Annotated in this window: 23 protein-coding genes; 7 read left to right on the top strand and 16 right to left on the bottom strand. The window is 34.4% G+C overall.

From position 1 onward, the window contains the following. Positions 1-47: 47 nt before the first annotated feature. Both ACY2LT_RS03360 and ACY2LT_RS03355 read right to left on the bottom strand, forming a co-directional pair. Positions 48-2825 carry a methyl-accepting chemotaxis protein gene (locus ACY2LT_RS03360; RefSeq protein ID WP_491816391.1) on the bottom strand — a complete coding sequence of 926 codons (2778 nt, stop codon included), beginning with the start codon at positions 2823-2825 and terminating at the stop codon, positions 48-50. 15 nt (positions 2826-2840) lie between these two features. Then, positions 2841-3341, bottom strand: a complete 501-nt coding sequence (locus tag ACY2LT_RS03355) for a chemotaxis protein CheW (RefSeq protein ID WP_491816390.1) — start codon at positions 3339-3341, stop codon at positions 2841-2843. 526 nt (positions 3342-3867) lie between these two features. Between ACY2LT_RS03355 and nuoE the strand changes: the two genes are divergently transcribed. The 3 genes from nuoE to ACY2LT_RS03340 are packed head-to-tail and all read left to right on the top strand — an operon-like array spanning position 3868 to position 7325. Further along, positions 3868-4332 (top strand): NADH-quinone oxidoreductase subunit NuoE, encoded by a 465-nt coding sequence (gene nuoE, locus ACY2LT_RS03350; protein ID WP_491816389.1) that lies wholly within the window; start codon positions 3868-3870, stop codon positions 4330-4332. 8 nt (positions 4333-4340) lie between these two features. Then, positions 4341-5522, top strand: a complete 1182-nt coding sequence (locus tag ACY2LT_RS03345) for an NADH-ubiquinone oxidoreductase-F iron-sulfur binding region domain-containing protein (RefSeq protein ID WP_491816388.1) — start codon at positions 4341-4343, stop codon at positions 5520-5522. 15 nt (positions 5523-5537) lie between these two features. Then, positions 5538-7325 (top strand): NADH-dependent [FeFe] hydrogenase, group A6, encoded by a 1788-nt coding sequence (locus ACY2LT_RS03340; protein ID WP_491816387.1) that lies wholly within the window; start codon positions 5538-5540, stop codon positions 7323-7325. A gap of 80 nt (positions 7326-7405) precedes the next feature. Here ACY2LT_RS03340 and ybaK read toward each other — a convergent pair whose 3' ends face one another. From ybaK to ACY2LT_RS03320, 4 genes are all read right to left on the bottom strand, one after another. Continuing rightward, complete coding sequence (gene ybaK, locus ACY2LT_RS03335) at positions 7406-7882, bottom strand: Cys-tRNA(Pro) deacylase (RefSeq protein WP_491816385.1); 477 nt, start codon at positions 7880-7882, stop codon at positions 7406-7408. 8 nt (positions 7883-7890) lie between these two features. Beyond that, positions 7891-9156 carry a PP2C family protein-serine/threonine phosphatase gene (locus tag ACY2LT_RS03330; protein ID WP_491816384.1) on the bottom strand — a complete coding sequence of 422 codons (1266 nt, stop codon included), beginning with the start codon at positions 9154-9156 and terminating at the stop codon, positions 7891-7893. Between the two features lie 8 nt (positions 9157-9164). After that, on the bottom strand, positions 9165-11105 hold the full coding sequence (gene thrS, locus ACY2LT_RS03325; protein WP_491816383.1) for a threonine--tRNA ligase: 1941 nt from the start codon (positions 11103-11105) through the stop codon (positions 9165-9167). Between the two features lie 93 nt (positions 11106-11198). Next, positions 11199-12422 carry a hypothetical protein gene (locus ACY2LT_RS03320; RefSeq protein ID WP_491816382.1) on the bottom strand — a complete coding sequence of 408 codons (1224 nt, stop codon included), beginning with the start codon at positions 12420-12422 and terminating at the stop codon, positions 11199-11201. Positions 12423-12591: 169 nt separating this feature from the next. On the opposite strand from ACY2LT_RS03320, the gene ACY2LT_RS03315 reads away from it, so the two are divergent. From ACY2LT_RS03315 to ACY2LT_RS03305, 3 genes are all read left to right on the top strand, one after another. Then, entirely contained in the window at positions 12592-13065 is a 474-nt protein-coding gene (locus ACY2LT_RS03315) for a response regulator (protein WP_491816381.1), read from the top strand. Beyond that, positions 13065-13691, top strand: coding sequence for an LEA/WHy family protein (locus ACY2LT_RS03310; RefSeq protein WP_491816380.1), 627 nt, complete (start codon positions 13065-13067; stop codon positions 13689-13691). Before ACY2LT_RS03315 ends, ACY2LT_RS03310 begins: the two co-directional genes overlap by 1 nt. 448 nt (positions 13692-14139) lie before the next feature. Next, positions 14140-14778, top strand: coding sequence for a CBS domain-containing protein (locus tag ACY2LT_RS03305; RefSeq protein WP_491816379.1), 639 nt, complete (start codon positions 14140-14142; stop codon positions 14776-14778). 1 nt (position 14779) lies between these two features. Here ACY2LT_RS03305 and ACY2LT_RS03300 read toward each other — a convergent pair whose 3' ends face one another. The 10 genes from ACY2LT_RS03300 to atpB form a co-directional block, all read right to left on the bottom strand. Continuing rightward, on the bottom strand, positions 14780-15019 hold the full coding sequence (locus tag ACY2LT_RS03300) for a NifU family protein (protein WP_491816378.1): 240 nt from the start codon (positions 15017-15019) through the stop codon (positions 14780-14782). Continuing rightward, positions 15019-16104 carry an Mrp/NBP35 family ATP-binding protein gene (locus ACY2LT_RS03295; RefSeq protein WP_491816377.1) on the bottom strand — a complete coding sequence of 362 codons (1086 nt, stop codon included), beginning with the start codon at positions 16102-16104 and terminating at the stop codon, positions 15019-15021. Before ACY2LT_RS03295 ends, ACY2LT_RS03300 begins: the two co-directional genes overlap by 1 nt. Before the next feature lie 2 nt (positions 16105-16106). Further along, complete coding sequence (locus ACY2LT_RS03290) at positions 16107-17396, bottom strand: M16 family metallopeptidase (protein WP_491816376.1); 1290 nt, start codon at positions 17394-17396, stop codon at positions 16107-16109. A 179-nt stretch (positions 17397-17575) separates the two neighbouring features. Then, positions 17576-18454: an ATP synthase F1 subunit gamma gene (gene atpG / locus ACY2LT_RS03285; RefSeq protein WP_491816375.1), complete on the bottom strand. Its 879-nt coding sequence runs from the start codon at positions 18452-18454 to the stop codon at positions 17576-17578. Positions 18455-18469: 15 nt separating this feature from the next. Beyond that, positions 18470-19432 (bottom strand): ADP-glyceromanno-heptose 6-epimerase, encoded by a 963-nt coding sequence (gene rfaD, locus ACY2LT_RS03280; protein WP_491816373.1) that lies wholly within the window; start codon positions 19430-19432, stop codon positions 18470-18472. Then, positions 19429-20985 carry a F0F1 ATP synthase subunit alpha gene (atpA, locus tag ACY2LT_RS03275; protein WP_491816372.1) on the bottom strand — a complete coding sequence of 519 codons (1557 nt, stop codon included), beginning with the start codon at positions 20983-20985 and terminating at the stop codon, positions 19429-19431. The genes rfaD and atpA overlap by 4 nt, the downstream gene beginning before the upstream one ends. Positions 20986-21009: 24 nt before the next feature. Then, complete coding sequence (gene atpH / locus ACY2LT_RS03270) at positions 21010-21552, bottom strand: ATP synthase F1 subunit delta (protein ID WP_491816370.1); 543 nt, start codon at positions 21550-21552, stop codon at positions 21010-21012. Between the two features lie 8 nt (positions 21553-21560). Then, entirely contained in the window at positions 21561-22055 is a 495-nt protein-coding gene (gene atpF, locus ACY2LT_RS03265; RefSeq protein ID WP_491816369.1) for a F0F1 ATP synthase subunit B, read from the bottom strand. Between the two features lie 145 nt (positions 22056-22200). Further along, on the bottom strand, positions 22201-22434 hold the full coding sequence (gene atpE / locus ACY2LT_RS03260; protein WP_491816368.1) for an ATP synthase F0 subunit C: 234 nt from the start codon (positions 22432-22434) through the stop codon (positions 22201-22203). A gap of 56 nt (positions 22435-22490) precedes the next feature. Then, positions 22491-23501 carry a F0F1 ATP synthase subunit A gene (atpB, locus tag ACY2LT_RS03255; protein ID WP_491816367.1) on the bottom strand — a complete coding sequence of 337 codons (1011 nt, stop codon included), beginning with the start codon at positions 23499-23501 and terminating at the stop codon, positions 22491-22493. A 441-nt stretch (positions 23502-23942) separates the two neighbouring features. Here atpB and ACY2LT_RS03250 point away from each other — a divergent pair, with 441 nt between their 5' ends. Next, positions 23943-25136: a CaiB/BaiF CoA transferase family protein gene (locus ACY2LT_RS03250; protein ID WP_491816365.1), complete on the top strand. Its 1194-nt coding sequence runs from the start codon at positions 23943-23945 to the stop codon at positions 25134-25136. The last annotated feature ends 3 nt before the right edge of the window (positions 25137-25139 follow it).

Genomic DNA, 25139 nt, shown 5'->3' with positions numbered 1-25139 from the left:
GGGACGCTTTGATTAATTTGCGTCCCTTCCCTAAAGTCAGTGATGTATTATCCTAACTTGCTTTCTAGCTGCTTTGCACGATTCCTTGATAGTTGTCTCATAGGCATACTAGCACTGTATTCATCGATTTTAAATTGTCTCATCAAATCAGCCAATTGATTTGTCATTTTGGCGAGGTCTTCTGCAGTATGAGCAACATCTTCTACACGCTTAGCAGATTCTGATGTTACCTGAGAGATAGACGTTACATTTTTCGATATTTGTTCGCTTGTAGCTGATTGTTCTTCACTTGCTGCTGCAATTTGGTTTATCATATCTATAACTTCTTTTGTAGAATTTAGTATTTGTTGTAGCGATTGCCCAGCCTTATCAGCAAGCTCTATTCCGCTTGTAACCTCTGATGTTCCTTTGTTCATTGCAAGCACTGCAGCTTCGGTTTCGCTTTGAATGCCTTTTATCATTACTGCAATTTGTTTTGTAGCTTCTGTTGTGCGTTCAGCAAGTTTGCGAACTTCGTCGGCAACTACAGCAAATCCCCGTCCTTGTTCGCCGGCGCGAGCTGCCTCGATAGCTGCGTTGAGTGCAAGTAGGTTCGTCTGATCCGCAATGTCATCAATGACGGATATGATTTCACCAATTTGCTTACTTGATTCACCTAATTTTTCAATATTTTCAGCTGAGTTCTTGACTACCTTTGCAATATCACGCATTTTGTTTACTGTCTGGCTTACCACCTGACCACCTTCTGAAGCAATACGTCCATTTTCTTGAGCAACTTCTGCTGTTTTGTTGGCAGCCATTGCATTTTCTGTAATAGTTCGAGACATTTGCTCTACTGCCGATGCTACCTCGTCTGCTTGTGCACTTTGTTCTTGTGAAGCAGCTGCCAGTCCTTCAGCAGTTGCTGATATTTCAGTTGCTGAGCTTGCTGTATTATCAACCAATTCGTTTACTTGTCGGATAAGTCCGCTTAATGAATCAGCAAGCATATTAATATCTTGCTTCAATTTAGCAAGGTCTCCACTGTAATCACCAAGCATTCTTGCAGTCAAATCGCCTGTTGCCATTATTCCAAGCACCTGACTTGCTTCTTTTATAGGCTCAATAACGGCATCAAGGGTATCATTGACGCCTTGAACAATTTTACGGAAATCGCCTTGATGCTTGGAGGCATCAGCCCGAGTATCGAGACGTCCTTCGACAGCAGCACGAGCCAGCAAATGAGCATCAGAAACAAGAAGATTAACGGCATCAATACAAGTATTCAAATTATTTTTAATTTCATTGAAATCACCTTTGTATTCATCAGTGATTTTAGGAGGAATATCACCTTTAGAGATACGGTCGACATATTCAGCAGCAACGTTGAGAGGTCCAGTTACAGCATCCAGAGTATCGTTGATTCCTTTTACTAATTCATACCAAGCATTTTTGTATTTCGATAAATCTGCTCTGATATCCAATCTGCCTTCAACAGCACCTTTAGCAAGCATTGATGTATCACCAAGTATTGAATATAAAATATCAATACAAGTGTTTATATTATTTTTGATAACATTAAAGTCACCTTTATAATTATCAGTTATTTTTATTAATTCCATACCGTTTGATACTCTGTGAAGAAAATCAGCAGCAACATTCATTGGATTTATTACATTATCCAAAGTTTTATTGACGCCTTCAATAATTTTTCTGAAATCACCTTGATGACGAATTGCCTCGGCTCTTGTTTTTAATTCTCCTTCTTCAGCGGCTTTGACTAACATTAATGAATCTTGAACGAGCAAATTGATAGCATCAATACAAGTATTCAAATTATTTTTAATTTCATTGAAATCACCTTTGTATTCATCAGTGATTTTAGGAGGAATATCACCTTTGGATATACGGTCGACATATTCAGCAGTTACATTGAGCGGACCTATTACGGCATCAAGAGTTGCATTAAAACCAAGAACTATGTTCTGATATTCACCTGCAAATTCACCAGAATTTCCTCGTGTATCAAGTTTGCCTTCAACAGCAGCATTTGCAACACGGTTCATTTCCTTGAGTAATTTACCAATATTTTGGGACATTGTCTTCATAGCATTGATTAATATACCCGTTTCATCTTTGGTGTTTGTTTCCAAATCTACATTCATGTTACCACGAGCAATATTTTCAGCTGCTTCTACAGCTTTGCCAATAGGTTTTGTAATTCCTCGTGTTACAAAAATTGCCATTAAAATTGCGATTAAAATTGACAATGCACCGATGATAGACATTAAAGTAAACTGTGCATTGTAGGATTTTTCAGCATTTTGTGCTGTTTCATTAAATAAATCACCTTGATAATTAATAATTTCGGTAATTTTATCGATATATGCGTTTTGAGCTTTTCTGAAATCACCAAAGAGATAGTCTTCAATTTCCTTTTTGTTTTTACTATCTATTAATTTAAGTAGTTTTTCACGAGCTCCCAAATAATCTTTTCTAATGATTGCCAATTCATTAAGGAGAAGTTTACCTTTTTCATCCTGTATATTAGCATTCAATGAATCCATTCTTTGTGAAACAATCTTTGCTGCTGGTTCAAGTCGCTTAATTTCATCATTACGAGTCTGAATATTTTCTGTTATTATTGCATTTCTCACAGCGCGTGAAACGATATTCAATTGGTTTATTATATCATTAGCCCAAACAGTTTTTTTAAATTTATCATAAGCTAAGTCTTTTATCTCTTTATTCATATTTGATGCTGTATTTAAACCCAAGTATATAATGACCAAGATAACAAATCCAAGAAAAGCAAAAGCAGTACCTAATTTCATACCGATTTTCATTTTGAATCTCCTTTATTATTCATTATTTGAAATATTTTCAATAACATTTAAATCTTCGCCAGAAAGTATTTTTTCTAAATCAAGCAAAATAAGCAACCTGTCTTCGAGCTTTCCGACTGCAGTAATATACTCTGAATCAATGCCAGCAACCATAGGTGGTGGAGGTTCAGTAATGGAACTACTGATACGAAGAACTTCATTAACGCTATCGACTATAAAACCAATAACACGATTCCCGATTTCTACAACAATAATACGTGTTGCTTTGTCTGGTTCTTTCGGTGGAAAACCTAACCTTTTGCGTAAATTTACGACAGGGATTACCTGCCCGCGAAGGTTTATGATTCCTTCGACAAATGCAGGAGTATTTGGAACACGAGTAATATTCATCATACGGTTGATGCCCTGAATATTCAGAATATCAACAGCAAATTCTTCTTCCTCAATATGAAACGAAACTAATTGAAGAAGTTGTGATTGGGATGTGTCGGAAGTAGAAGCTTGTTTCAATTCCATATAAACCTCAATAATCTGCGAAAATTTTAACTATAAACTAAGTTATAATATCGTAACAAACTAAAAAAAATTGAGTGAATTTTAAAAATATAATAATCATTAATTGTCAGAGTGTTTTTTTTAATTCTTAGGCATTGCAATCTTAAAGCTTCGTTATCCTAAATAATTAAAAATATCTAATTATATATCAAAAAATATCGAAAATGATTTATATGAATGAACTGTAATGAATACAATTGGTTAAATATAATTCATTAATTAACAATATTAAATTGTTTTATCATAAATAAATTAAGTTATTCAAATATAATAATTTAAATATTAGATAAAACTAACAAATTATTGAGAATTTTTAATCTAAAACAAAAATAATATTTGGAAAATACCATAAAAAGTCGTAAAATAATTGTGAATTAATTATCGATTTCGATGAAGTTCCAATAATAGGAAAAAAACTGTTCAATTAACTATATATGAATAATTGGTGAATTATTGACTAATTGTATCACTTTTTTATAGGAGTTATATGAAAGATACTTCTTTGTTAGTAAGCGAACTTGTTGCTCGATATGGCAATAAACGAGAGAGCTTATTGCCAATTTTGCAAGGTGTATTTGATGAGCAACGATACGTCTCGGACGAAGCAATGGTCGAAATTGCACGTCATCTTGATATTTCGAGTGCTGAAGTATATGGCAAGGCGACCTTCTATCATTTTCTTTCGACCAAACCACTTGGTAAATATGTTATTAGAGTGTGCAAAACAATTGTTTGTGATATGAAAAACAAGAAGGAAATTGTTGCGACACTCGAAAATTTATTGAAAATTAAAATGGGGGAGACCACCAACAACCGCAAATTCTCATTGCTATATACTAATTGCCTTGGTTGGTGCCATAAAGCACCTGCTATGCTCGTTAATGACGAGGTTTATACCGAACTTACACCAGATAAAGTTCGCGATATTGTAACAATGTATAAAAATAAATAGAGGTTGATATGCCAGACAGACTAAGAAAACTTGATATGATTCTTGGCTCCTATACAAATGAAAAATATAAGGTGCTCGAAAAAACACTCAAAAGGAGCAATGAAGAAATTATTAAAGATTTAATTGATTCTGGACTTAAAGGGCGTGGTGGTGCTGGATTTCCAACCGGGCTTAAGTGGAGATTAGCTGCTGCTGCACCAGGTGACGAAAAATATGTGATTTGCAACGCCGACGAAGGAGAGCCCGGGACGTTTAAAGACCGTGAAATATTAGATTGTGTTCCTCGTAAGGTGCTTTCCGCAATGGCAATTTGTGGAAAAGTGATAGGTGCAAAGAAAGGATATATTTATTTGCGTGGTGAGTATAAATTTTTAGTGCCAAAACTTCAAGCAGAGATTGATTTATTTCATCAGGTTGCTAAACAATTTAATCTTGATTTTAAAATTGAAATCTTTCTTGGTAGCGGTGCATATGTGTGTGGGGAAGAAACAGCATTAATTCAGTCTATGGAAGGAAAACGCGGCGAACCTCGTAATAAGCCTCCTTTCCCAACGCAAGCGGGCTTCAAAAATATGCCAACTGTGGTAAATAATGTTGAAACTCTTGCCTCAGCTCTAATGGTTTTCAAAATCGGACCTGAAGAATTCAGAAAACTTGGCATTCAAGATTCTCACGGCTCTAAATTGTTTTCAGTTTCGGGTGATACACCAAAGCCCGGTATCTACGACCTTGAATTTGGGCTGTCTCTCGCGGAGTTCGTAGAAGAATTTGGAGATGGTGATACTAAAGCTGTGCAGGTTGGTGGTGCTTCTGGCTTCTGTGTGCCACGAAAGAAGTTTGCGGAAACAACAATCGGTTATCAAGGTGGGCTTGTTGGGGATTCACTTCCGACTGGTGGTTCGATGATGCTATTTAATAGCTCTCGTTCGATGTATAATGTATTGAAAAACTATTTAGATTTCTTTGCGGAAGAATCGTGCGGGCAATGCACACCTTGCCGGATTGGTTGTCAGCAACTCAAAATTGGAATTGATGCTGTCAAGCGTGGCATTAAGCCTCCAGAATATCTCGATCAATTACTCAAACTTACTGATACAATGAAAATCACTGCTAAATGTGGACTTGGGCAATCAGTTGCGAATTCATTCTCATCAATAGTAACGAATTTTATTGAAGAAATGATTTATTAAAATCAGGGAATAAATATGGAAAAATTTCTTAATGTAAATATTGACGGTATTGATGTCATTGTAGAAGAAGGGACATCAATTCTTGATGCAGCTAAAAAAGTGAATATATATATACCGACTTTGTGCTATCACGAAGACCTTTGTATTGCCGGAAATTGTCGTATTTGTGTTGTAGAAGTAGTTGGGCAACGCACTCTTGCTGCTGCCTGCGCTACTCCTGTTTCAAATGGAATGGTTATAAAGACAAATTCTCCGAAAGTGCGTAATGCAAGGAAAGATTTAGTTGCTTTGCTTGTTTCTGAGCATAATACGCAATGCACTACTTGTTATCGCAGCACTAACTGTGAGTTGCAGGCATTAGCAAATGAATTTAACATTGATAATAACCGTTATATTACTTTGCCTCACGCAGATACACAAATTGATAGATCTTCCTGGTCAATTGAAAAAGATGATAGTAAATGCGTTCGTTGCCAGCGTTGTGTTCGCACTTGTGCTGAATTGCAGCACGTTAATGCGATTACAGTTGCTCATCGCGGCGAACATATGAAAATTTCTACTTTTATGGAATTACCACTGGCAGAAGTTGTTTGCGTAAATTGTGGGCAATGCGTCATACATTGTCCAACAGCGGCTCTCACCGAAAGACGTTATTTTGATTATATCTGGGAAGCTATCGGGGATGAGAAAAAACACGTTATTATCAACACAGCTCCATCTGTTCGTGTTGCTATCGGAGAAACTTTGGGGTATCCTCCTGGCACGCGTGTTACCGGCAAAATGGTTACTGCACTGAAAAAAATGGGCTTTGATTCTGTTCTTGATACCAATTTTACAGCGGACTTAACTATAATTGAGGAAGGAACAGAACTTCTGCATCGACTTCGCAAAGCATTACTTGAAAAAGAAAAAGTTGCATTACCTATGATTACTTCTTGTTCGCCAGGTTGGGTGAAGTTCATTGAACATATGTATCCAGAACATTTGGAACATCTCTCCACTTGCAAGTCTCCTCAGCAAATGTTTGGTGCACTTGCCAAAACTTACTATGCTGAAAAAATGGGTATTGACCCTAAGGACATAGTTTGTGTTGCTGCAATGCCTTGTGCCGCGAAAAAATATGAAGCAAACCGACCGGAAATGAAAGATAGTGGCTATCAAGATGTTGATGCCGGGCTTACTACTCGCGAGCTTGGATTAATGATTAAGCAATCAGGGCTGAACTTTGCAGAACTCGAAGATGGATACTTCGATACTCTTATGGGTAAATCGACAGGTGCTGCTGTTCTTTTTGGTGCTACTGGTGGAGTAATGGAAGCTGCCCTCAGAACTGTTTATGAAGTTGTTACAGGGCGTGAACTACCTTTTGAAAATCTTAACTTCACACCTGCTCGTGGTTTGGGTAAAATCAAAGAAGCAACTATTCTTCTTGAAGAATGTAAAGAAGATTGGGCGTTTCTCAATGGAGTTGAACTTAAAGTTGCAATTGCTCACGGTTTGACAAATGCTCGGATAATTATGGATCAAGTCAAATCTGGTACTTCCCCATATCATTTTATTGAAATTATGGCTTGTCCTGGTGGTTGTATCGGTGGCGGTGGACAACCAATACCTACAAACGATGAAATTCGGAAAAGACGAATTGCTGCTATTTATGCTGAAGATGAAGGTATGCCAATTCGTAAATCTCACGAAAACCCCGAAATAAAACTTCTCTATGAAGAATTTATTCCAGATGGTCCTTTAAGCAAAAAATCACATAAACTATTGCATACTCACTATACAAAACGTAACAGATATTAATTAATTTAGAAATAATAATAAACTAAAAGAGGCTGATGAGAATATCCTTCAGCCTCTTTTTCAATAACAAAAAGTAAAGGTTAAATGGCAACACTAACTAATTCGTAATCAAGCAACTTTAATGCATCAGGAGAAATTTTTACAATAAATCCGCGTTTGCCGCCATTAATATATATATAGTCCAGTGCCATTATGCTTTCTTCGATATATGTTTTCATTTTTCGTTTTGTTCCAAATGGGCTTGTTCCACCAAACAAATATCCTGTATATTTTGCAGCGTTTTCTGCTTTTGCAGGTTCAACTTTTTTTACTCCTAATAACCGTGCTAAATTTTTTGTTGAAACTTCTCTATCTCCATGCATCAAAACAACAATTGGTTCTCCATCAGCTTCCATTATTAATGTCTTGATTACGTTATGCTCATCGACTTTAAGTTCTTCAGCTGTTTGGTGTGTGCCACCTTTTTCCTGATATTCATATTCGAATGGTTCAAATTCAACTTTGTTTTCACGTAAAAATCGAATAGCAGGTGTTACAGGATAATCTTTTTGCGACATATTTCCTCCTAATTCAAGGGATTTTCGACCGAGCGTCTTTTTACAACAACAATAGTTTTATCATCATTATATTTGGAATTAGCATTGAATTTTTGAACATGTTCTATTATCATATATGCAATGTGTTTGGCGGATTCATCTTTGTATTTTTTGACAAGCTCACAAATTCTTTCCTCGCCAAAAATATTGCCATTTTGGTCCATAGCTTCCGAAATGCCATCGGTATATAGAATAAGAATATCATTTGGTTTCATTCTGATATTTTCAACGCTAAAGGATTGTTCACGAATTAGTCCGAGCAATCCACCTGTTGGTTTTAAAAATCGAAAGCTTTCATCTTCATATCTAAAATGAATTGGAGCACAATGACCAGCATTTGCATATAATACCAATCTGTTTGATGATAAAGTTAGTTCACAATAGAACAAAGTAACAAATCTTTCATAAGGGAAAGTATCAAAAATTAAAGTATTTAATCTGCTCAATAATGAAGATATTTTGGGAGAAAAAGATTGAGCCATTCTAATTGCACCAGAAACGAACAGAGCTTGAATAGCTGCAGGCAATCCTTTGCTCGCCGCATCACTAATTACAATACCTATACGGTCTTCTTCATCGCTTTTATTTCTAAGATAGTCGAAAAAATCTCCGCCTACTTCACTATCAGGTATGCAAACGCCGAAAATATCAAAATCATGAAATTCAACATTATGTGGTGGTAGCAAACTGCGCTGAATTTCAGAAGCTTTATTAATATCGCGTTGTATTTTTTGCTGTATTTCATTGTATGCTAAATCACGCAATTTAACAGTAGCCACCGAACTTATAACATTTAAAGTTTCGTAAAATGATTGAAGAATGTGTTCAGCATTGAATCCAAGAACATATTTGAAATAGTAATGTTGTCCAATTCTTATTAAATCTCCAACTGCAGCAACTGAATATATGTCAATTCCTTTTTGTTTAAGAAGTTTATCAGTTTCTTGGTGCAACGATGTTCTTTTGTGGTATAATTCTGAAAGCACTGGATAGTCTTCAATCGCCAGCTTATAATTTGCTGGGATTTTGCTTAATTTTCCGTACTGGTATCGTAATTCGTAACACTTTTCCTGAACGTTTAATTCCCACACTCGTCCGCCAATAATTTCAAACTCTTCGTGGCAAACAATTTCTTTGACTAATGTTTTTAAAAAGGAAAGCTCGTTCCGAAAATTACCTGAAACAAGCTTTTCCACTAACTTATATACATCTCTTTGTGTCTGGTATAATTCCATTGTATAAGCTATTTATTAATAATATCGTCTAATTTAGCACCTGGAACATCTAATTTTCTGAAAATTTCTACAATTTCTTCTACTGTTTTTGTTCCAATATCTCCAATACCATGAACTCTTACGGAAACGGTATTATTTTCAATTTCCTTTTGTCCAATAATCAAAGAGAATGGAATCTTTTGTTGTTCTGATTCTGCAATTTTTCTGCTTATTTTTTCTGAACGAACATCAGAAACCGCACGAAAACCTAATTCTTTAAGTTTAGAAGTTAATTCATCAGCATATTCATATTGGTTCTGACCAATTGGCAAAACACTTACCTGTGTCGGACACAACCAGAATGGAAAATTACCAGCATAATGTTCTATGAGAATTGAGAAAAAGCGTTCCATAGAACCAAATGGTGCGCGGTGAATAATTACTGGACGGTGCTTAGAATTATCAGCGCCAGTATATTCTAAGTTAAATCTTTCCGGCATCACATAATCGACTTGAACAGTACCAAGCTGCCATTTTCTTCCTATGGCATCTTTAACAATAAAATCAACTTTGGGACCGTAGAAAGATGCTTCACCAACTCCAATAAAATAATCCAATCCCATTTCATCTGCAACTTCTTTGAGTTCGCGTTCAGCTTTGTCCCAAAGTGAGGTATCACCAGCATACTTTGATGAAGTTTCGTCTCTAAAAGAAAGACGGGTTGTTACATTCATATCAAAAGTTTTGAATACAAGCTGAGTAAGTTCTATACAGCTTCTTATTTCTTGTTTTAATTGTTCCTCTGTGCAATATATATGAGCATCGTCTTGAGTAAAACCACGTACTCGAGACAATCCGTTTAGTTCGCCTGATTGCTCGTATCTATAGACAGTTCCAAATTCTGCAAGTCGTAAAGGAAGTTCCCTGTAAGAACGTGGTTTTAATAAATATATTTGATGGTGATGAGGACAATTCATTGGTTTGAGCATATATTCTTCTTCCTCGACTTTAATTGGAGCAAATTGGGAGTCAGCATAATAAGGATAATGACCAGAGGTCTTGTATAATTCAAGATTTCCGATGTGAGGTGTTATTACTTCAACATATCCACGTTTTACAAGTTCTTCCTTAATAAATGCTTCTAATTTTCTACGAATAAAAGCACCTTTGGGTAACCAGACTGGCAATCCGCCGCCAATCATTGGAGTAATCATAAACAATTCAAGTTCTTTTCCAAGTTTTCTATGATCACGCTTTTCTGCTTCTTCTCTTTGATGTAACCATTCATCCAGCATAGCTTTTTTAGGAAAAGTGATACCGTAGATACGGGTCATCATTTTTCGGCTCGAATCGCCTTTCCAATATGCACCGGCAATACTATATAATTTTATTGCTTTAATCAATGAAGTGTTTGGGATATGGGTTCCGCGGCATAAATCAATAAAATTCCCTTGCTTGTAAAAAGTAATCTCGTCTTCCTTTAAGCCTTCAAGCAGTTCTAATTTATACTCATCACCTGCTTTTTTCCAAAAATCAATAGCTTCATCCCAAGAAATTTCTATGCGCTCGTAATCAGCAGATCTTTTTGCAAGTTCTGCCATCTTTTGCTCAATTTTTGGCAAATCTTCGTTTGTTATTCGTCTTTCTCCAAGATCTATATCATAATAAAAGCCATTTTCAATCGAAGGACCGACTCCGAATTTGGCACCGGGAAATAATTCCGATACTGCTTCTGCCATTAGATGAGCAGAACTGTGCCAGAAAATTTCTTTTCCTTCCTCATCATCAAAAGTTAAAATACGAATACTTGCATCTTCATTGATTTTTCTAGATAGGTCATAGACTTTCCCATTTACTTTAATGCCTAACGCATTACGTGCAAGTCCTTCGGAAATGGATTTTGCAATTTCCATACCTGTTGTGCCATCAGGATATTCTCTTACTGTGTTGTCTGGTAAAATGATTTTCATTGTATTCCCTAAATTTTTATTTCATAAACAACAAAATTATTAAAAAAAAGAATAATAAAATAGACGAAAATAAGTGTTAATTCTTATTTTTTGTCAATCGGTTTTGCAAGTTAATAGATACAGTCTATTACCAATTTGACCAATTGTTTCATACCTTCTATTCTTTGTATTGTAAATTGGTGGAAGTATTCTATCAACCATCATTCCGGAGTGCATTTTGCCTGTTTCCAAAAAAAGTAGATTCATTGAACTTGAAGAAGAAAATGCAACTGTTTTGGAATTTGACTTTATAGCTAATTTAGTTTGTGGAGCAATACTGTGTTTAAGATTGTATCTTATTCCGTTAATTGAAATAAAACAGGCGAAGTCGCATCCGATATAAAAAATATCGTTGCCATCGTTGGAAAAATAGGGAGGACTTGATTCATTGCTTGTTGCATACTCAGCAGTATTAATACATATGAGTGGGAAATTGTCTTTTCGGGCAAAAAAAGTAACAATTGGCAATTCCGGGTGAAGCGATAGATAAGACACAAGATCATATTGTCGGCTTTCAAGTGGTTCAACTAAATCATTAGTAATTGTTACTGCAATTTGACGATTTGAAAATGTAGTTGCAATAAAAGCCAGCACAGTGCCATTCGGATTAATTAAAGGTTCTTTGATATTTGAATATGTTCGGGTGATTGGAGAATAGTTTTTATATATTTGCCAATTAAATCCATTTTGGGCAGCATATACAAATTCGTCATCGTACCAAAAACCAATTGGAATAATATCATCAAATGCAACACTTTCTTTTCCATTAATGTTCAGGACATACTTTGAACTTCTAATTCCTTTGAAAGCAAACTTTGTTGCATCTTGATTAACATAAAAAGTGCCTTGTTTCCCATAAACTTCAATTTTTTTATTTGGCAGGATAATATATTCTATGTTTGTACTAAAATACGAATAAGCAATATGATTTGAATTATTGGTAAATACAATATTTCCCGGACCAGTTGCTTTTAATTCAATAATATCTTGTTCTGTAATAAGATACCAACCACCCTGATATTCACCAAAAGTAGCCCATCTTTTGCCATCGCGGGAAAAAATAGGAGTAGAAATTTGATTGAACTCTTCGAGTTGTTCTCCATTAACAATAAGTCGATAATAATTAGAAAAAGGCTCAGTAATAATCCACCAATTTCCAGTACTGTCAATGCCATATTGCTTGACTGGTTCTGAACCATCCCAAATTTGGTAATCGAAGCACAACTGGGCACTTAAATTAATCGTAGATAGCAATATGATGATAATAATTCTTTTCATTTTAATTATTTAACTGAATTTTGTCGAAACGTTAATAAATAACACCAAAATAAAGAATTTGTTAATTCGATATTACAATAGTACAATTTTTCATACAATTATTTGATAAATAATTTTTTTAATATATATTTGCATAATGATATTTTGAGAAATGATTTACGGAGTTCAAATGCGAAAACCTTTCATTTTAGTAGTAGATGATAACAAAATTACAACTAAATTACTTAGACGCTATCTCGAAGCAAATGGCTATGAAGCAAAAGAAGCATACGATGGCGTTGATTGTTTGGAAAAAGTTGAGGAACGCAAACCTGATGCAATTGTTCTTGATGTAATGATGCCCCGGATGGATGGTTATGAAACTGCTCGTCGTCTTAAAGAACAAGAGCATACAAAAGATATTCCAGTTGTTATAGTAACTGCTTTAAATGATGTCCAGAATCAATTAAAAGCAATAGAATCAGGGGCTGATGATTTTCTCAGTAAACCTATTGAAGAGAAATTGCTAATAGCAAAAGTAAAGCTTTTGTCGTCATATTATATGGCTAATGCAAAAGCGAAAGCACTTGAAGAAATTGCAAAACAAAGCTTAAATGGTGTTAATTTAGAGGATTTGCTCAATCAACACGGGATAGATTACTAATGAAAAAAAATATAAACTCTATTATTTTTTTTATTGCAAGTTTGGTATTAATAGCCGGATGTAGTGCAGTCAAACAGTTATCCGATGCTTTGGAAAATCTTCGACGCATTCAATTTAAGATTGCGGGTGTTTCCAATTTACGGGTTGCTGGAATAGATGTTTCAAATAAGAAAAAAATATCTGATTTTTCTGTGTCAGAAGCTTTAAAACTAACTAATGCTTTTGCGTCAAGAAAATTAGTCTCTGATTTTATATTAAATGTTGATGCAAAAAATCCCAATAATGGAACCACTCAAAAGAGCTCAAATTCAACTGCATTAATTACAAATTTTGATTGGAGATTGCTTATTGATGATACTCCAACTGTAAATGGAAATATTGCTTCACCTGTCAGCGTGCCCGGTAAAGGTCAAACAGTTGTTATTCCGCTTTCAGTGAATTTAGATTTATATGAATTTTTTGGAAATGCTGGTTACGATAGAGTAATTAATTTGGCTTTAGCTATTGCTGGAGAAGGTGGGTCGTCTCGTATTAAACTTGATGCAAAACCAACTGTTCGCATAGGCAGTTTCCCAATTACTTATCCAGGACGCATTACAATTGTTGATTATGAATTTCGAGACTAATTATTTTGTCCAATATTTTAGGAGTTAATTTAAATAGTTAATGGAGTTACCTTTTGCTATTATTATACTTTTTCTTGCTTTCTTTGTTGCTTATCTTAGAGGATTAATCCGATTAATAAATCAAGATGTTATTGATGAAATAATTAATGAATCTCCAGAAAAGAGTCAAAAAATAATTGTTTTTTGGAATAATTATGACAAGTTTGACGATTCTCTCATTATTTTCAAATTCGCTTTGTATATAGTTTTCTCAATAATAACCGGTCAATTTTTTTCCGTCGTTTTATTTGATATTTTTGAAAAAATTATTTTTACTGTTGTCTTACTCTTTTCTGTAATATTTTTTGATTACCTGTTTTATTATTTGGGCAAAAAGACAAAAATCAAAACATTTGTTTCATATTTGTCATTTATTAAATTTTTCGCTTTTCTTGTTGTTCCGTTATATATGATAAAGAAAAAACTATCTCTATCTATTAAGGGACAAGCAACTATTGAGGAAGAGAGTTGGCTCGAAATTGAAGATGCTGTAGAATCTGCAAGAGACGAAGGTTCACTTGACGATGGGGAATACAGGATACTTAAAAATATTATCAAATTTAATGAAATTCTCGTTTCTGATGTTATGACGCCTCGCACTGTTATTTTCAGTTGCAATGCCAATAATACTGTCGAGCAAACTGTTTTCTTGCCGGAAATTCGTATGTACTCTCGTTTCCCTGTGTGGGAAGGAGAAACTATAGACGATGGAGTGATAGGTTATGTTATGAGTCGTGATATTCTTTATGCAGCACTTAAAGGTAAAATGAATTTGACGCTTAAAGATTTTATAAGAGAAGTATATTATATTCAAGAAAATGCTCCTCTCGATTCAGCTTTGGATTTATTCCTTGAGCGTAAACAGCATTTATTTATAGTTGTTGATGAGTATGGCGGTATCGAAGGTTTAATTACGATGGAAGATGTTTTGGAGACAATTCTTGGAACTGAAATTGTTGATGAAGCGGATAAAGTTGTTGATATGCGACTGCTTGCTAAACAAAAGAGAGATAAACGCATCTCATCTTTTCCTGAAAATAATAACTAATCTATATTTTTTCTACTCTTTTAACTTCTGAAATATTATTGAGTATCAAACGCTCTATTCCAGCACGCAAAGTCATCATAGAAAGAGGACAATCTGCACAATTACCAACCAGTTTTAATACAAGCACGCCCTGCTCTTCCTCAAAATCTACAAATTCTACTCCACCACCATCAATTGCTAAATAAGGGCGTGCTTTATTCAATAATTCCTCTACTCTATGTATTAGTTCTGTTCTCGACATTACATTTCAATTTCAATAGATTTATTTAAATTTTCGTAATTATGTTTTCTCAATTCTTTAATCAGTTCTAAAGTAGCTTCTTTTATTGTTCTTGCTTGGTTCGGATATTTTTCGGTTAAAGCCACAGGTTCTCCGCCGTCATTTGCCTCTCTCATTTCAATGTCAAGCGGAATTTGACCTAATAACGGAACATTTTCTTCGTAAGCGATGATTTTACCACCATCTTTGCCGAAAATATAATACTTTTTATCTGGCATATCAGGAGGAGCAAAAAAGCTCATATTTTCTACAATTCCCAAAATATCTACATTTACTTTTTTGAACATAGCTATGCTTCTGCGAACATCTGCAAGTGCAATTTCCTGCGGGGTTGTAACAATAACCGCACCATTGAGTGGCACTTTTTGCACTAATGTTAGCTGAATATCACCGGTTCCGGGTGGCAAGTCAAATACAAGAACATCAAGTTCGCCCCATTCGATTTGTTCGAATAACAATGAAAAGTAGCTTGCAAGCATAGGACCACGCACTATTGCGGCTTCGTTTCTATTTAGAACAAATCCCATAGAAGCGATAAACAAATTATCATCACGTTTTATTGGCACTGCAACTGTATTGCCGTGGCTATCTGTAATTGCTTCTAATTTTGCTTCTTTCAGACCAAACATTGTAGGTTGACTTGGTCCATAAACGTCAGCATCGAGCAACCCAACGCGTAATCCAATTTTGGATAAAGTAGCCGCAATATTTCCTGCTATAGCTGATTTCCCAACACCACCTTTTCCTGATGCCACTGCAATAATATGTTTAACGTCTTTTAAAAATTGTCTGTTTGTTCTATCTAAACATACTTCGTTGAATAATAATTCGACATTTTTTGAAATTCCAGCGTTTTTCAATGCTTCTTTTATTTGATGATTAATTATATCTAATACAGTTACAATAGGACCAACTAAATCGATAGAAATGACAATTTTGTCGTCTAACACTTCAATTTTTTTTATGGCGTCTAAAGCACTCAAAGATACAGATAAGTGAGGGTCTTCAACTTTTCCGATGATTTGTTTGATTTGTTCAACGTTCATTTTTATTTCCCGTTATTTTTTGGTAAAAGTAATATTTTAGACAAATTATTTTCATTGTAATAATTTTCAATTACACGAACCATATCGTCAATTGTAATTTTATCAATACTGCATATAATGTCGTGTAAGGTTTCAATTTTTTGTGAGACGATTTGATTTTTAATCAGGTTTTGCATTCTTGCGGAAACACTCTCGAATTCCAGAATTTTTGCTGTTTTATATTGTTCTTTTGCTCTTGAAAATTCGGCTTTTTTTACTTTATTATTCTTAAGTTCAATGAGTTCTTTATAAATAGATTCTTCTGCTTTTTCAATTTTTGATTTGTCAGTTGCGATATAATGATATACAGAGCCACAGTCGGAAAATAAATTTAGCTGGGAAAAAACAGAATAGGCAAGTCCTTGTTTTTCACGGAGATTTTGATAAAGCCGTGATGAAAGTCCGTCTCCAAAAATAATATTCAAAAGTGATAATGTATATTTATCTGGGTGATTAGCTCCAAAAATCTGTTTTCCAAAAATTAAATGTGCTTGCTGTATTGGCTTATTAATTATTTTATTCTGAATAATTGGATTTGGTGTATCTCTTTTAATTTTTTCGCCGTAATTGCATTTATCTGCAAAATACATCATTACTGTATCAACTACTTTTTCGTTCGGAATGTTGCCTGAAACAGCAATTACAATGTTTTGTGGCTGATAGAATTGTTTATGGAATGCATCCAAATCATCAGTTGTAATGCTGTTCAATGAATTTATAGTTCCATCGATACTTAATCCAAGAGGATTATTAGGGAAGATGACTTCATCTGCAACATCAAAAATGTATTCTTCTGGATCATCATCGTATGATTTTATTTCTTCGATTATTATTTGTCGCTCTTTTTCTATCTCATTTTTTAAGAAAATAGGGTGAAGAATGATATCAGCTAAAATATCAAAACATTTATTAAAATGAAATTTGGTTGCTCTTACATAGAATAATGTAAGTTCTTTTGTTGTGTAGGCATTAGAATAAGCTCCAACTGAATCTAATTGAATTGCAATTTGTCGAGAAGTTCTATTCTCAGTTCGTCTATAAACAGAGTGTTCCAAAAAATGAGCAAGACCATTTTTCCCGTTCCAGTCGTCTCTCGAACCAACAGAAATCCCAATCCCAAGTGAAAATGACTCGAGATAAGGTATCTCGTCTGTTATAACAGTAATTCCATTGTCCAATACAGTTATTCGGGGAGATAATCTAATCTGACTTTCGTTGCTACTCAATTTATTTATGTAATTTTTGTTTTTCATAAGTCATAAAAATAATAACCAAAAATAGCAAATTTAAGCGAAATAAAAAAGTAAGCTTATATTTCTGCAAATCCTTACTGAAATAAGGGAAATTATTACTTTACAGTATTTATCAATCCTTAATTTTAAAAGGGCTTTCATCAGATGAAAGCCCTTTTGAGAATTGAAAAAGAGGAAAATTATTTTGATTTCAAAGCTTCTGCTCCACCAACAATTTCAAGCATTTCCTTAGTAATAGAAGCTTGACGTTCTTTATTATATTGAAGTTCTAACATACGAATTAAATCGTTGGCATTGCTTGTGGCATTATCCATAGCCATCATTCGAGCAGCTTGCTCCGCAGCGTTAGATTCAAGCAATGCTTTCCACACCCGAGCATCAATTAATTTTGGAATCAAAACATCTAAAATTTGTTCTTTAGATGGTTCGAAAATATAGTCAAGCGACTTTATGTTGGTTTGTTCAATAGCAGGTTCTATTGGAAAGAGTTGCTTGAGTTGTGGAACTTGCTTTAAAATATTAATGAATTCATTATAAAATAAAAAGATTTGATCAACCTCGTTGTTCAAGTATAAATTAGTTAATGAAGCAACAATTTGCTGAGCATCCTCAAAACGTAATTTACTAAATATATCAGAAAATTCTCTGATAGTATCTATTTTAAAGCGCTTAACAAAAGATACGGCCTTTTTCCCGACAGGGACAATGTGAAAATTTGCATTTGGATATTGCTTTTTGAAATCTTCAATGTGGATGTTTAATGATTTGAATAAATTAGTGTTAAAGCTACCACACAGTCCTCTATCTGAACCAATCAATACTATTGCAATATTTTTTATTTCGCTTCTTGTTTCAATAAATGGATTTGAATAATCATTCGCAATAGAGATCAGATTTGATACAGTATCTTCAAGTTTAGAAAAATAGGGGCGAGCATTTTCTATAGCATTTTGTGCACGTCGCATTTTTGCAGCTGAAACCATCTTCATTGCGGAAGTGATCTTTGCAGTATTGCGAACTGCCCCAATTCTTCGACGAATATCTCTTAAAGTAGCCATAAATAATCCTTTTGATTACAAGTAAATATCATCAGCTAACAAATAGTTTTGAACATAGTCAGCAACAGCATCTTCCAATTGAGTAAACTCATAGTTTGGGAAGTATTCCAACAATTTATTGATGTCAGCTACTGTAAAATATTGATACTGATTTTTAAGATTATCAGGCATATCAATATATTCAATTATTGGATGACGTCCCATTGCTGAAAAAACTGCTTTAATTAATGTATTCCACGAATTTGCTGTTCCGGTTCCCAAATTAAAAATGCCGTTTATTTCTTTATTTTCAATGGTTTTGTAAATAATATCCACACAATCTTTAACATAAACAAAATCTCGTTTTTGTTCTCCATTGGCAAATTCTTGTTTATATGACTTAAAAAGCTTCACTCTTCCAGTATCTGAAATTTGATTAAAGGATTTGAAAACCATACTCGCCATATTGCCTTTATGGTATTCGTTTGGTCCGAATACATTGAAAAATTTAAAACCAACGCAATTAGTATCGAGTTTATTTTCTATTATCCATAAATCAAAGATATGTTTCGAAAAGCCATAACAGTTTAATGGTTTGAGATTATGAAAAATTCTATCAGAATATCCATTTGAACCATCGCCATAAGTTGCAGCCGACGAAGCATAAATGAAGCGAATATCGTTTTCAAATGCAATACTTGCAAGATGCTGTGAAAACTGATAATTATTTTTAAGCAAGTAGTTTGCATCTTTCTCGGTAGTGTCTGAACACGCACCTAAATGAATGATAGCCTCAATATCATCAACGCCATTGTTTTCGAGGAAGTCAAATAATTCATTTTTATCAACATATGTATGAAAAATCTTACCCCGAAGATTTTTCCATTTATCTTCTTTTGATAAATTGTCAGAAACAATTATATCTTTTATGCCTTCATCATTTAGTTTTCGTAGAAGGCAAGAGCCAATAAATCCTGCTCCACCAGTTAATAATATCATTTTAAAGTTTGCTTAAATTTATCAATAAATTCAGTTACAGCAGACTTCAAATTACTTGAGATGTCTTCTGTTAATTCTTTTTTAGTTTTAATTTCGTTTAATATGTTTGAGTATTTTGTGTCCATAAACTCATAAAATTCTTTTTCAAGTCGTTTAAGTGATGAAACCGGCAAGTCATCAAGAAAACCAGCGGTTGCGACAAATATTAATGCAATTTGCTTTTCTACTGGCAAAGGATTAAATTGTGGTTGTTTTAATATCTCAGTAAGTCTGGCACCACGTGTCAATTTTGCCTGAGTTTCTTTGTCCAAATCTGAACCAAATCTCGCAAAAGCTTCAAGCTCACGAAACATAGCAAGTTCCACTTTCAATGGACCAGCTATTTTCTTCATAGCTTTGTTTTGTGCATTACCACCAACGCGCGATACTGAAATACCAATATTCAATGCTGGGCGAATACCTGCATTGAACAAGCCCGGCTCAAGATATATCTGACCGTCAGTGATCGAAATTACGTTTGTTGGGATATAAGCAGAAACGTCGTTTGCTTGTGTTTCAATTACAGGCAGTGCTGTGAGCGAGCCACCACCATAATCTTGATTATATTTAGCTGCACGTTCCAATAAGCGGCTATGAAGATAGAAAATATCGCCGGGATAAGCCTCGCGACCGGGGGGACGTCTCAATAACAAAGAAACTTGTCTATAAGCAGCTGCTTGTTTACTTAAATCATCATATATAATTAATGCATGCATACCGTTGTCGCGGAAATATTCGCCCATAGAACAACCGCAATATGGTGCGATAAATTGCATTGGTGCCGGATCGGAAGCATTGGCAGCAACGACAATTGTATAATCCATTGCTCCATATTCTTGCAAAGTTGCAACAACGTTAGCAACAGTCGAAGCTTTTTGTCCAATAGCAACATAAATGCAATAAACAGGTTGAATTCCTAACGAAGCTGCTTCTTCGGTGTGTGTATATTTTTGATTGATGATTGTGTCCAATGCAATTGTTGTTTTACCTGTTTGACGGTCGCCTATGATTAACTCACGTTGCCCGCGTCCAATTGGAATGAGAGCATCGATTGCTTTTATACCAGTTTGAAGTGGTTCTTTTACTGGTTGACGTGGAATTACTCCGGGAGCTTTTCTTTCAATTGGAAGATATTGTTTTGCTTGAATTTCTCCTTTGCCGTCTATTGGCATACCCAGAGGATTTACCACTCGACCCAAAAGCTCTTTTCCTACAGGAACAGATGCAATTCTTCCTGTTCTTTTTACTATATCGCCCTCTTTTACCTTGCTATCATCGCCGAAAAGCATCACACCAACATTATCTTCTTCAAGGTTGAGAACCATTCCCATAACACCGTTAGGGAATTCAACCAACTCAGAAGACATTACTTTGTTCAAACCATAGATGCGAGCAACACCATCACCTACTTGCAGAACTGTTCCTACTTCATAAAGATCGATTTCATTTTCAAAGCCAGCAAGTTGCCGTCTCAGTATTGCTGATATTTCTTCTGGTCTAACTTCTACTACCATAAAAACTTACCTATATATTTGTTGTTAATTCTCTGAAATTAATTTCTGATGCAATTTATTTAACATTGTGGAAACAGATGCATCATAGATTGTATCTTCTACTTTTACTTTAATACCACCTTTAAGTGATTTATCTATTATATAGTTGCTGATTATTTTCAAATTTAATTTTTTTGAGATATTGTCTTCGATTTTCTTTTTAATTTCCTGAGCCAATTCATTTGCAGTATAAATATCGATTTCAACTAAGCCTTGTTCTGTGTAGTATATCCTTTTGAATTGTTTGATTATATCAGGAATTAATATTTCTCTTCTTTTATCAGCAAGCAAAACTAAGAAATTCAGTACAATTTCGCTTACTTGATTAGAAAATATCTCTTTAAAAATTTTAATTTTATGATGTGCTTTAATAATTGGACTTTTAATTAAATTACGCAGATCTTGGGAAGCCGAAAGTATTGCTTCGACTTTTATTAAATCATTGAAAGCAGTATCCACAAGATTTAAAGGCTTGGCTGCATCGATTAAAGCACGTGCATACCTTATTGAAATACGTTCAGTATTCATAATTAATCTCAGTTTTTATTCATTTTTTGAATATAATTCTCAATAATTTTATAGTCTTTTTCAGCATCAATTTTTTCTTCTAATATTTTTTCTGTTGCTAATACCACTAAATTAGCAACTTCTTTTCTTAGTTCAGAAATTGCTTCATTCTTGCTACGATTAATCTCTCGTTGTGCTTCTTCAATTTTTTGATTTTTGATTTTATCAGCCTCTTCTAATGCTCGCTTTATATGTAATTCAGACTGTTGGCGTGCGTCTGCAAGCATTTGAGCAATTTCATTTTGAGTTGCATTCAGTTTCTCTTCACGTAAACGAACGAGTTCTTCAGCTTTTTTTTCTTTTTCGGCGGCATCATCAAGAGCTTTCTTTATTCTTTCTTCCCGAGCTTTTAGAGCATTACTGATTGGTTTAGCACCAAACTTGATTAATATAAACAAGAAAATTCCAAAATTAACAAGCGACCAAAAAATTAGTCCCGGCTTTATACTTAATAGAGCATCCATAAGCGAACCTTTATAATGATATTATTTTATTTTCTACAACAATGATTTTCATCGATATTAGGGATTTTCGTAGAGACATAAAAATGTCCCTACGAAAAAATTAATTTGTAAAAAAACAAATTATTACCCTAAAATTATTTTCAAATTATTTAAGCACAACAAGCAACAAACAGATAATTGCAGCAAAGAATGCAATACCTTCGATAAGTGCAGCTGCAATAATCATACTTGTTCTAATGTCGCCTGCTGCTTCTGGTTGGCGACCACTTGCTTCCATTGCTGCTGCTGCTAATTTACCAATACCGCTTGCGGCACCAAATACAGTGAATCCAGCTCCAATTCCTGCTGCTAAGTATGCAAATGCTTGTGCTAATTCCATTATAATCTCCATAAAAGTTGATAAAAAACTTTATTAAAATAGCTTTATATAGTAAATTAATGCGTTTCGTGAGCTTCTTCGTGTCCGTGTTCACCTATTGCCAATCCAACAAATATTGCTGTTAGCATTGTGAAAATATATGCTTGCAAAAAAGCAACCAGTAATTCAAGAAAATATATAAATATTGAAAATCCAACTATTGCCGGAGCAAGTAAGATATTGCCAAAAAAGAACAACAAACCAAGCAATGAAAATAATACAATGTGTCCCGCACTCATATTAGCAAAAAGACGGATGGTGAGTGCAAAAGGCTTAATAAATAATCCTACAAATTCTATCGGTATCATTATTGGCCATAAGTACCAAGGAGCACCGCCTGTAAGATGTTTGAACCAGTTCCCAACTCCAGAAACTCTCATTGCAGTTATATTAATTACGAAAAATGCAGTTATTGCAAGGGCAAGCGTTACAGGTATCGCTCCTGTTGCAGTATGCCCGCCAGGAATTAAACCAATAAGATTTAAAACCAAAATAAAGAAAAACAAACCTAAAAAATATGGTAACAATGTATCTGCTGTCTTTCGAGATGGTATGTTCGGGCGAACTACTTCATCTCTGATATATGATACAAATGTCTCTACAACATTTTGCAAGCCTTTGGGTGCTTTTGTGGGCTCTTTTTTAAAGAGTTTTCCTACCTTAGTAAAAACAAAGGTAAGAAAAATAATAGCAATCCACTGGAATACAACTAAATTTGTAATTGATAAGTCCAAAGTTGGTTTTCCACCATCGCTTGTGCGGACAATTTCTCCGTGCCCTTTAATTGTATAAACACCTTCTTTCAACATCGAGGAGGGCGATGCATAAATATGAAGCCCATCATCAATTAATATGACAGGGAGTTCTGAAATTTTGTGAGGACCAATATAAAAACCAGCGTGATCCCCTAATTCATTTAATAAACTTGTAAAAACATCTTGATTTTCTTGATTATGATCTGAATGATTTTCTGTATTATGACCTGTGTTTTCTAATATATCTTTGGCTCCAATATCTGAATTATTCATAAGATACCTTTATTTTTATTTCAATTCAAGCATTTATTTTTTTATGAATATAATAAATTTCAATAATTTTTAAAATAAAAATTGAAGAAAATAACGATACCAAAAACGAAACAATTTCAAAATTTGTGTATTTGATAATGAGAAAAACGCTAATTAATATAATAGCCAATCTAATAATAATTGAGAAAATGATAATTTTATAAAAAATATCCCATTCTTTTAATATTGCTCTTTTGATAAAAAACAGTGCGAGAACAAAATCAAAAATTCCAAGCAATATGCCAATTAATACGCCCATTTTATTCTTCTGAAAAATTAACACGAGTGTATTAGACGTTATTTTGTATATTATAATTGTGATGAAAATTACTTTTTAGTTAATTCTATATTTTTTAAATTGTATAATATATCTTTTATGTTTCATTCTTAATTAAAATAGTTATGGATATTTTAAATGGTATTCGCGTCCTTGATTTAACAAATGTTTTATCTGGTCCTTTTGCAACTCTACATCTTGCTTTATTAGGTGCAGAAGTTATTAAGATCGAAAACCCCGATGCTGGGGATCTTGCTCGTAAATTGGGATGTGTATCGGATTACAACAACAAGCTTCTTGGCACAAGCTTTATTGCTCAGAATGCAAATAAGAAGTCCGTTACACTGAATTTAAAAGAACCAAAGGCAAAAGAAATTTTTTTGAAGTTAGCTGAAACAGCAGATGTTGTAGTCGAAAACTTTCGTCCTGGAGTTATGGACAGACTTGGTATTGGATACAAAAAACTTACTGAAATTAATCCTAAGATAATTTACCTTGCAATTTCTGGATTCGGGCAAACTGGTCCTGATGCATTCAAGCCTGCATACGACCAAATTATTCAGGGATTAAGCGGTGTGATGGCGATTAATGGAACTCCGGAACTCAATCCATTGCGTTGTGGTTTTCCGGTTTGTGATACAATCGGAGGTATAAACGGAGCATTTGCAGTTATGGCAGCTCTTTTCCATCGTGAACGAACAGGGGAGGGGCAGTTTATCGATGTTGCACTGCTTGATTCGGTTATGCCATTTATGGGATGGGTTGTTGCTAATCTTATGCTTGGGGGACAGCATCCGCAGCTTCTTGGCAATGACAATTTTACAGCAGCACCATCTGGCACTTTCAAAACTAAAGACGGTTATATCAATATCGCTGCAAATAAACAAGAGCAGTGGCACGCTGTAGCTGATATTCTTGGTGTTCCTGAACTAAAAGAAGACCCAAGATTTAAGGAACGCGATGCTCGTAAGGCAAATCGTTTTGCTCTTACTCCTCTTCTCGAAGAAAAATTGGTGCTAAATACTACAGCATTTTGGGTAGAAAAGTTAAACCAGGCAGGTGTGCCATCAGGTGAAATCTTAAAGTTGGACGAAGCAGTAAGTCAGCCGCAAGTTGAGCATAGAAATACTTTTGCAGAAGTTGAACTACAAGGAATTGGTAAGGTGAAACTTTTTAATTTAACTGCTAAGTTTGAGAAAACTCCTGGCTTAGTGAAAACACCACCCCCAACATTATCACAGCATACTTACGATATATTACAAGGCATTGGATATTCAAAAGAAGAAATTGATGAATTTAAAGCACAAGGCATCGTTTAATTT

Source organism: Eximiradius proteiniborus, from assembly GCF_058546985.1.
The sequence above is the reverse complement of the archived record's forward strand: the minus strand, read 5'-3'. Positions and strand labels throughout refer to the sequence as shown.

Excerpts from the sequence above, each read along its gene's own strand:
- ACY2LT_RS03360 (WP_491816391.1), bottom strand. The coding sequence starts at position 2,825 with ATGAAAATCGGTATGAAATTAGGTACTGCTTTTGCTTTTCTTGGATTT.
- ACY2LT_RS03355 (WP_491816390.1), bottom strand. The coding sequence starts at position 3,341 with ATGGAATTGAAACAAGCTTCTACTTCCGACACATCCCAATCACAACTT.
- nuoE (WP_491816389.1), top strand. The coding sequence starts at position 3,868 with ATGAAAGATACTTCTTTGTTAGTAAGCGAACTTGTTGCTCGATATGGC.
- ACY2LT_RS03345 (WP_491816388.1), top strand. The coding sequence starts at position 4,341 with ATGCCAGACAGACTAAGAAAACTTGATATGATTCTTGGCTCCTATACA.
- ACY2LT_RS03340 (WP_491816387.1), top strand. The coding sequence starts at position 5,538 with ATGGAAAAATTTCTTAATGTAAATATTGACGGTATTGATGTCATTGTA.
- ybaK (WP_491816385.1), bottom strand. The coding sequence starts at position 7,882 with ATGTCGCAAAAAGATTATCCTGTAACACCTGCTATTCGATTTTTACGT.
- ACY2LT_RS03330 (WP_491816384.1), bottom strand. The coding sequence starts at position 9,156 with ATGGAATTATACCAGACACAAAGAGATGTATATAAGTTAGTGGAAAAG.
- thrS (WP_491816383.1), bottom strand. The coding sequence starts at position 11,105 with ATGAAAATCATTTTACCAGACAACACAGTAAGAGAATATCCTGATGGC.
- ACY2LT_RS03320 (WP_491816382.1), bottom strand. The coding sequence starts at position 12,422 with ATGAAAAGAATTATTATCATCATATTGCTATCTACGATTAATTTAAGT.
- ACY2LT_RS03315 (WP_491816381.1), top strand. The coding sequence starts at position 12,592 with ATGCGAAAACCTTTCATTTTAGTAGTAGATGATAACAAAATTACAACT.
- ACY2LT_RS03310 (WP_491816380.1), top strand. The coding sequence starts at position 13,065 with ATGAAAAAAAATATAAACTCTATTATTTTTTTTATTGCAAGTTTGGTA.
- ACY2LT_RS03305 (WP_491816379.1), top strand. The coding sequence starts at position 14,140 with ATGATAAAGAAAAAACTATCTCTATCTATTAAGGGACAAGCAACTATT.
- ACY2LT_RS03300 (WP_491816378.1), bottom strand. The coding sequence starts at position 15,019 with ATGTCGAGAACAGAACTAATACATAGAGTAGAGGAATTATTGAATAAA.
- ACY2LT_RS03295 (WP_491816377.1), bottom strand. The coding sequence starts at position 16,104 with ATGAACGTTGAACAAATCAAACAAATCATCGGAAAAGTTGAAGACCCT.
- ACY2LT_RS03290 (WP_491816376.1), bottom strand. The coding sequence starts at position 17,396 with ATGAAAAACAAAAATTACATAAATAAATTGAGTAGCAACGAAAGTCAG.
- atpG (WP_491816375.1), bottom strand. The coding sequence starts at position 18,454 with ATGGCTACTTTAAGAGATATTCGTCGAAGAATTGGGGCAGTTCGCAAT.
- rfaD (WP_491816373.1), bottom strand. The coding sequence starts at position 19,432 with ATGATATTATTAACTGGTGGAGCAGGATTTATTGGCTCTTGCCTTCTA.
- atpA (WP_491816372.1), bottom strand. The coding sequence starts at position 20,985 with ATGGTAGTAGAAGTTAGACCAGAAGAAATATCAGCAATACTGAGACGG.
- atpH (WP_491816370.1), bottom strand. The coding sequence starts at position 21,552 with ATGAATACTGAACGTATTTCAATAAGGTATGCACGTGCTTTAATCGAT.
- atpF (WP_491816369.1), bottom strand. The coding sequence starts at position 22,055 with ATGGATGCTCTATTAAGTATAAAGCCGGGACTAATTTTTTGGTCGCTT.
- atpE (WP_491816368.1), bottom strand. The coding sequence starts at position 22,434 with ATGGAATTAGCACAAGCATTTGCATACTTAGCAGCAGGAATTGGAGCT.
- atpB (WP_491816367.1), bottom strand. The coding sequence starts at position 23,501 with ATGAATAATTCAGATATTGGAGCCAAAGATATATTAGAAAACACAGGT.
- ACY2LT_RS03250 (WP_491816365.1), top strand. The coding sequence starts at position 23,943 with ATGGATATTTTAAATGGTATTCGCGTCCTTGATTTAACAAATGTTTTA.